The sequence below is a fragment of the Streptomyces sp. NPDC056061 genome, assembly GCF_042266885.1.
Classification (GTDB): Bacteria; Actinomycetota; Actinomycetes; order Streptomycetales; family Streptomycetaceae; genus Streptomyces.
On the sequence record NZ_JBHJWQ010000069.1, the window covers coordinates 1 to 7,173 of the forward strand.

General features: G+C 72.3%; 1 protein-coding gene and 1 pseudogene. Both read left to right on the forward strand.

Features of this window, described 5'->3' with window-relative positions:
- Positions 1–10: 10 nt before the first annotated feature.
- Positions 11–5,383, forward strand: a pseudogene (locus tag ACFC79_RS37895) (type I polyketide synthase); the annotation flags it as partial.
- A 47-nt stretch (positions 5,384–5,430) separates the two neighbouring features.
- Positions 5,431–7,173, forward strand: a 1,743-nt coding sequence (locus tag ACFC79_RS37900; RefSeq protein WP_376249789.1) for a type I polyketide synthase, incomplete at its 3' end; no start/stop codon positions are given.

The following is a 7,173-nucleotide window of genomic DNA, read 5'->3' on the forward strand; positions in this document are numbered from 1 at the left end:
TGCCGGGTCGGCGATGGATGCTCTGCAGCGGGCTCTGGATCTCGGCGACACGACCGTGACCGTCGCGGACATCGACTGGGACCGCTTCGGCCCCGATTTCACCGCCGTACGACCCAGCCCGCTCCTCTCCGACCTGGCGGAGACCCGCCGGGCGCCCTCCGGAGGAACGGAACCGGACGCGGCGGCGGGAGGCTCCTCGTTCGCGGAACGGCTCGCCGGTCTCTCCCCGGCCGAGCAGGACCGTGCGCTGCTGGAGCTGGTCCGTACCCATGTGGCCGCCGTACTGGGGCACGAGGGTTCGGGTTCGGTCGGCGCCGACCGCGCCTTCCGCGAGCTCGGCTTCGACTCGCTGACCGCGGTGGAGCTGCGCAACCGGCTGGGCGCCGCGAGCGGCGTACAACTGCCCGCGACGCTGGTCTTCGACTACCCCACCGCCGCCTTGCTCGCCGGATACCTGCGCGAGGAGTTGGTCGGCGCGGCGGCCGTCCCCGTCGTCCCTGACCCGGCCCCGGCCACCCCGACCGACGACGACCCGATCGCGATTGTCGCGATGAGTTGCCGCTTCCCCGGCGGCGTGCGCACCCCCGAGGAACTGTGGACCCTGCTCACCTCGGGCGGCGACGCGATCGCGGAGTTCCCGGCCGACCGCGGCTGGGACCTGGAGAAGCTGTACGACCCGGATCCGGACCGGCAGGGCACCTTCTACGCACGCGAGGGCGGCTTCCTCTACGACGCGGGCCAGTTCGACGCCGCGTTCTTCGGGATTTCGCCGCGCGAGGCCCTTGCCATGGACCCGCAGCAGCGACTGCTGCTGGAGACGTCCTGGGAGGCGTTCGAGCGGGCCGGCATCGACCCGAAGACGCTGCGCGGCACCTCTGCCGGTGTCTTCGTCGGCTCCAACGGCCAGGACTACGACTCCACTCTGCGTGACATTCCCGAGGGAGTCGAGGGCTACCTGGGCACCGGCAACGCGGCAAGCGTGGTCTCCGGCCGACTGGCGTACACCTTCGGGCTGGAGGGCCCGGCCGTCACCGTCGACACCGCCTGTTCGTCCTCGCTGGTCGCCCTGCACTGGGCAATCCAGGCGCTCCGCAGCGGCGAGTGCTCGCTCGCGCTGGCCGGAGGTGTGACCGTGATGTCGAGCCCCGGCGCGTACATCGAGTTCAGCCGCCAGCGCGGACTTGCCCCCGACGGCCGCTGCAAGGCGTTCGCGGCGGGTGCGGACGGCACGGGCTGGGGCGAGGGCGTCGGCATGCTGCTCGTGGAGCGGCTCTCCGATGCGCGGAAGAACGGCCACCCGGTCCTCGCGATCGTCCGCGGCTCGGCCATCAACCAGGACGGCGCCAGCAACGGCCTCACCGCACCCAACGGCCCCGCCCAGCAGCGCGTCATCCGCCAGGCCCTGGCAGGCGCGGGACTGTCCGCGGCGGACGTGGACGCGGTCGAGGCACACGGCACCGGCACCCGGCTCGGCGACCCGATCGAGGCGCAGGCACTGCTGGCCACCTACGGTCAGGCCCGTGCGGACGACCGGCCGCTGTGGGTGGGCGCCATCAAGTCGAACATCGGTCACACACAGGCCGCGGCCGGCGTCGCGGGCGTCATCAAGATGGTGCTGGCCATGCGGCACGGGGTGCTGCCCCGCTCGCTGCACGTGGACGCGCCGACCCCGCACGTGGACTGGTCGGCGGGTGCGGTCGAGCTGCTGACCGAGGCCGTCGACTGGCCGGAGACCGGCCGCGCGCGGCGTGCGGGCGTCTCCGCCTTCGGCTTCAGCGGCACCAACGCCCACACCGTGCTGGAACAGGCCCCCGAGGCCCTGCCGGACCCGGTCACCGCCGAGCGGCAGCCGGTCGTACGGCCGGAGGTGCTGGCCTGGCCGCTTGCGGCCAAGAGCGCCGACGCGCTGCGCGCACAGGCCGAGAGGCTGCGCGCCCATGTGGTCGCCGACGAGGAGCTGAGGCCGCTGGACCTCGCGTTCTCGCTGGCCACCACCCGTTCCGCACTGGAGCACCGCGCGGTGGTCACCGGCACCGACCGGGAGCGGCTGCTGGCCGGTCTGGAGGCGCTGGTACGCGACGAGTCCGCCGCGCACGTCGTCCGGGGCACCCCCACCGAGGGCCGTACGGCGATCCTGTTCACCGGCCAGGGCAGCCAGCGGCTCGGCATGGGCCGCGAGCTGTACGCGACGAGCCCGGTGTTCGCAGAGGCGCTGGACGCGGTGTGCGCGGAGCTGGACCGGCACCTGGAACGCCCGCTGCACGACGTGCTGTTCGGCGAGGACGCCGCCGAACTCGACCGGACGGGCATCACCCAGCCGGCCCTGTTCGCCGTCGAGGTCGCGCTGTACCGGGTGGCCGAGGCCGCCGGGGTGCGTCCGGACTTCCTCGCCGGTCACTCCATCGGCGAGCTGGCCGCCGCGCACGTCTCCGGCGTGCTCACCCTGGCGGACGCGGCGAGGCTGGTGGCGGCGCGCGGTCGGCTGATGCAGGAGCTGCCCGCCGGTGGCGCGATGATCGCACTCCAGGCATCGGAGGAGGAGGCACGGGCACTGCTGGCCGAGCACGAACACGAGCACGGGCGCGGACTGAGCATCGCCGCCGTCAACGGACCGCAGTCCGTGGTGATCGGCGGTGACGAGGACGCGGCACTGAAGGTGGCGCAGACGCTCCGTGACCGGGGCCGCAAGACCAAGCGGCTCACCGTCAGCCACGCCTTCCACTCCCCGCTCATGGACGGGATGCTCGCCGACTTCCGCAAGATCGCCGAGAGCCTCACCTACGGCGAGCCGCACATCCCGATCGTCTCGACCGTCACCGGCAGTCTCGTCACCGACGAACTGGGCCACGCCGACTACTGGGTACGCCACGCCCGTCAGGCCGTCCGATTCCTGGACGCCGTGCGCACCCTGGAGGCCCAGGGCGTCACCACCTACACCGAGCTGGGCCCGGACGGGGTCCTCACCGCCATGGCCCAGGACTGCGTCACCGCTGACGGTGCCGCCTTCGTCCCGGTGCTGCGCGGCAGCCGCCCCGAGCCGGAGACACTCGTCGACGCCCTTGCCCACCTGCACGTACGCGGTGTGGCCGTGGACTGGGCGGCGGTCCACGCAGGCACCGGCGCGGCACGCGTGGCACTGCCGACGTACGCCTTCCAGCGCCGCCGCTACTGGCTCGAAGGTTCCGCGCAGCAGGTACCGGGCACCACCCCGGCGCCGACCGCGGACGGGGACGACGCCCGGTTCTGGGAGGCCGTCGAGGCCGACGACCTCACCGCGCTCACCGATGTCCTGGCCATCGACCCCGAACAGTCACTGAGCGCCCTGCTGCCCACCCTGTCCGCCTGGCGTCGGCGCCGGCGCGAGCAGGCCGCACTCGACGGCCGACGCTACCGCGTGGGTTGGAAGCCACTGGCCGAGCCGGACACCACCGCGCTCGTCACCGGCAACTGGCTGGTCGCCGTGGACACCGAACACGCCACCAGCCGGTCCGTCCGCCGGATCCTGGACGCGCTCACCGAACACGGTGCCCGCGTGCGGCCGGTGGAACTCGCCACGGCCGAACTGGACCGGGCGGCACTGACCGCCGCGCTGCGGAACGCCGCCGACGGCGAGCCCGTGCACGGCGTGCTGTCGCTCCTCGCGCTGGCCGAGCGACCCCACCCCGAACACTCCGCGGTCTCGTCCGGGCTGCTGCTCACCTCGCTGCTGGTGCAGGCACTCGGCGACACCGAATGGACCGCACCCCTGTGGTGCGCGACCGTCGGTGCCGTCGCCACCGCCCCGTCCGAACGCACGAGCAGCCCCGCCCAGGCGCAGATCTGGGGCCTGGGCCGGGTCGTCTCGCTGGAGCACCCCGAGCGCTGGGGCGGCCTGGTCGACCTGCCCACGACACTCGACGAACGGACCGCCGACCGGCTGGCCGCCGTGCTCGACGGATCGCTCGGCGACGGCCACGAGGACCAGGTGGCCCTTCGCACGGCCGGAATCCTGGCCCGCCGCATCACCCGTGCCGAGTCGACAACGACGACGGGCGAGCCCTGGCGGCCGCGGGGCACGGTTCTGGTGACCGGCGGCACCGGCGCGCTGGGCGCACACGTGGCCCGCTGGCTGGCGGGCAACGGTGCGGAGCACCTGGTGCTGGCCGGCCGACGCGGCCCGGACGCCCCGGGCGCCGCCGCCCTGCGCGACGAACTCACCGCACTGGGTGCCGAGGTCACCGTGGCGGCCTGCGACGTCACCGACCGGGAGGCGGTGGCCGCACTGCTGGCCGCCGTGCCCGCACGGACTCCGCTGACCGCCGTGGTGCACACAGCGGGCGCCGGACAGTTCGCCCCGCTTGCCGAGACCGGCCCCGCGGACATCGCCGACGTGGTGTCCGCCAAGGTCGCAGGCGCCGTCCACCTGGACGCACTGCTCGGCGACACCGAACTGGACGCCTTCGTGCTGTTCTCCTCCATCGCCGGAGTCTGGGGCAGCGGCGGACAGGGCGCCTACGCGGCGGCCAACGCCTTCCTCGACGCGCTCGCCGAGCAGCGCCGGGCGCGGGGCCTGACCGCCACTTCGGTGGCCTGGGGCCCGTGGGCGGACGGCGGGCTGGTCGCCGACGACGAGGCGGCCGAACAGCTCCGCCGCCGCGGCCTGCCGGTGATGAGCCCGGACACCGCGATCGCCGCCCTCCAGCAGGCGCTCGACGGCGACGAGACCACTCTCACCGTGGCCGACGTCGACTGGGACCGCTTCGTCCCCGCCTTCACCGCGGCCCGTCCGCGGCCGCTCATCGCCGACCTGCCCGAGGTACGCGACGCCCTGGCGGAGCCGACCGCGGAGCAGGCGGAAACCCCCGGTGAGGCGCCCGAGTCGCTGACCGAACGACTTGCCGCGCTCAGCCGACCCGAAGCCGGACAGGCACTGCTCGACCTGGTCCGCACCCATGTCGCGGCCGTACTCGGACACGACGGGGTCACGGAGATCGAGGAGGGCCGGGCCTTCAAGGAACTCGGCTTCGACTCGCTCACCGCCGTCGAACTCCGGAACCGGCTGAACACGGCCACCGGCCGACGGCTCCCCGCCACCCTGGTATTCGACTACCCGACGCCCGGCGCGCTCGCCGACCAATTGTGTGCGGAAATCCTGGGCGAGGACACCGCCCCGGAACTTCCGGCACTTGCGGAAATCGACAGGCTGGAATTCGCCCTCAGCAACGTCCCCGCCGACAAGGCGGAACGGGCGAACGTCACAGCGCGACTCGAAGCGCTGCTGAGGTCGTGGAACGAAGCCGACAGCGCGGCCTCCGGGGCCGGTCCCGACGAAGAAATCGAAATCGACGATGCCTCGGCCGAAGACATCTTCGACATCATCAACAATGAATTCGGAAGGTCCTGACGTGATGACCGCTCACATTCCGACTCTTTCCAGGGGGTGACGTTTCAGTGGCTACCGCAAATGAAGAGAAGCTTCTCGACAACCTGAAGTGGATGACCACCGAGCTGCGCCGGGCTCGTCGCCGCCTGACCGAGGTGGAAGCGGACGCGCAGGAGCCGATCGCGATCGTCGCGATGAGCTGCCGGTATCCCGGTGACGTGTCGTCGCCCGAGGACCTGTGGCGCCTCGTGGACCGGGGCGGCGACGCCATATCCGGCTTCCCGGAGGACCGCGGCTGGGACATCGAGTCGCTTGCCGATCCCGACCCCGACCGCAAGGGCACCTTCTACAACACCGGCGGCGGATTCCTCGCGGGAGCCGCCGACTTCGACCCGGCGTTCTTCGGTATCTCGCCGCGCGAGGCGCTCGCCATGGACCCGCAGCAACGGTTGCTGCTGGAGACCTCCTGGGAGGTCTTCGAACGGGCCGGCATCACCCCGGCAACGCTGCGCGGCAGCAAGACCGCCGTCTACGTCGGCGCCGCCGCCATGGGCTACGGGAACGACCTCCAGGGCGCGCCGGAAGGGCTTGAGGGCCTGCTGCTGACCGGCGGGGCGACGAGCGTGCTGTCCGGGCGGATCGCCTACACCTTCGGCCTGGAGGGCCCGGCGGCCACCATCGACACGGCCTGCTCGTCGTCGTTGGTGGCCCTGCACTGGGCGTCCCAGGCACTGCGTACGCGCGAGTGCTCCCTGGCCCTGGTCGGCGGCGTCACCGTGATGCCCAACCCCGACGTCTTCGTGGAGTTCAGCCGTCAGCGTGGTCTGTCCGCCGATGGTCGGTGCAAGTCCTTCGCGGCGTCCGCCGATGGTACGGGCTGGTCCGAGGGTGTCGGTGTGCTGTTGGTGGAGCGGTTGTCGGATGCCCGGCGCAATGGTCATCCGGTGCTGGCGGTGGTGCGGGGTTCTGCGGTCAATCAGGATGGTGCGAGCAATGGTCTGACGGCGCCGAACGGCCCGTCGCAGCAGCGTGTGATCCGTCAGGCGTTGGAGAATGCCCGGCTGTCGGCCGCCGAGGTCGATGCCGTGGAGGCGCACGGTACGGGTACGACGTTGGGTGACCCGATCGAGGCGCAGGCGCTGCTGGCCACGTACGGCCAGGACCGTCCCGAGGGCCGGCCGTTGTGGCTGGGGTCGCTGAAATCCAACATCGGCCACACTCAGGCCGCTGCCGGTGTCGCGGGCATCATCAAGATGGTCAAGGCCATCGAGCACGGCGTACTGCCCCAGACCCTGCACGTCGACGAGGCCACCCCCAACGTCGACTGGTCCGCCGGAGACGTCGCGCTGCTCACCGAGGCCCGGTCCTGGCCCGAGACCGGCCAGCCGCGCCGCGTCGGCATATCGGCGTTCGGCGTCAGTGGCACCAACGCCCACACCATCCTGGAACAAGCTCCCGAGCCAACGGCGGAAGAAGCCGAGGCAACCGAGACCACCGCTCCGACGGCCCGCGCCACGGTCCTGCCCTGGCTCCTGTCGGCCAAGAGCGAGTCCGCGCTGCGCGAGAGCGCCGGCCGCCTCGTCGCCCACCTCGACGGCACTTCCCACGATCTCGCCGACATCGGCTACTCCCTGGCCACCGGCCGCACCGCCATGGAGCACCGCACCGCGATCGTCGCCGCCGATCACGCCGGATTCACCACCGCCCTCGACGCATTGGCGCGTGGCGAGTCGGCGCCGGGTCTTGTGTCGGGTTCGGTGGTGGGTGGTAAGTCGGCGTTCCTGTTCACGGGGCAGGGGAGTCAGCGGCTG